This window comes from Bacillus sp. RC252, assembly GCF_044909215.1.
In the GTDB taxonomy this organism is placed as follows: domain Bacteria; phylum Bacillota; class Bacilli; order Bacillales; family Bacillaceae_G; genus Bacillus_A; species Bacillus_A mycoides.
On record NZ_JBIYDV010000056.1, the window covers coordinates 1 to 1,377 of the forward strand.

1 rRNA gene is annotated in these 1,377 nt (G+C 53.0%); it reads left to right on the forward strand.

The features are described 5' to 3' along the window. Positions 1-1,363, forward strand: a 23S ribosomal RNA gene (locus ABH960_RS29500); the annotation flags it as partial. Between the last annotated feature and the right edge of the window lie 14 nt (positions 1,364-1,377).

The following is a 1,377-nucleotide window of genomic DNA, read 5'->3' on the forward strand; positions in this document are numbered from 1 at the left end:
AAGGCTGAGCTGTGATGGGGAAGCTCCTTATGGAGCGAAGTCTTTGATTCCCCGCTGCCAAGAAAAGCTTCTAGCGAGATAAAAGGTGCCTGTACCGCAAACCGACACAGGTAGGCGAGGAGAGAATCCTAAGGTGTGCGAGAGAACTCTGGTTAAGGAACTCGGCAAAATGACCCCGTAACTTCGGGAGAAGGGGTGCTTTCTTAACGGAAAGCCGCAGTGAATAGGCCCAAGCGACTGTTTAGCAAAAACACAGGTCTCTGCGAAGCCGTAAGGCGAAGTATAGGGGCTGACACCTGCCCGGTGCTGGAAGGTTAAGGAGAGGGGTTAGCGTAAGCGAAGCTCTGAACTGAAGCCCCAGTAAACGGCGGCCGTAACTATAACGGTCCTAAGGTAGCGAAATTCCTTGTCGGGTAAGTTCCGACCCGCACGAAAGGTGTAACGATTTGGGCACTGTCTCAACCAGAGACTCGGTGAAATTATAGTACCTGTGAAGATGCAGGTTACCCGCGACAGGACGGAAAGACCCCGTGGAGCTTTACTGTAGCCTGATATTGAATTTTGGTACAGTTTGTACAGGATAGGCGGGAGCCATTGAAACCGGAGCGCTAGCTTCGGTGGAGGCGCTGGTGGGATACCGCCCTGACTGTATTGAAATTCTAACCTACGGGTCTTATCGACCCGGGAGACAGTGTCAGGTGGGCAGTTTGACTGGGGCGGTCGCCTCCTAAAGTGTAACGGAGGCGCCCAAAGGTTCCCTCAGAATGGTTGGAAATCATTCGTAGAGTGCAAAGGCATAAGGGAGCTTGACTGCGAGACCTACAAGTCGAGCAGGGACGAAAGTCGGGCTTAGTGATCCGGTGGTTCCGCATGGAAGGGCCATCGCTCAACGGATAAAAGCTACCCCGGGGATAACAGGCTTATCTCCCCCAAGAGTCCACATCGACGGGGAGGTTTGGCACCTCGATGTCGGCTCATCGCATCCTGGGGCTGTAGTCGGTCCCAAGGGTTGGGCTGTTCGCCCATTAAAGCGGTACGCGAGCTGGGTTCAGAACGTCGTGAGACAGTTCGGTCCCTATCCGTCGTGGGCGCAGGAAATTTGAGAGGAGCTGTCCTTAGTACGAGAGGACCGGGATGGACGCACCGCTGGTGTACCAGTTGTTCTGCCAAGGGCATAGCTGGGTAGCTATGTGCGGAAGGGATAAGTGCTGAAAGCATCTAAGCATGAAGCCCCCCTCAAGATGAGATTTCCCATAGCGTAAGCTAGTAAGATCCCTGAAAGATGATCAGGTTGATAGGTTCGAGGTGGAAGCATGGTGACATGTGGAGCTGACGAATACTAATAGATCGAGGACTTAACCATATAATATGAAGCAA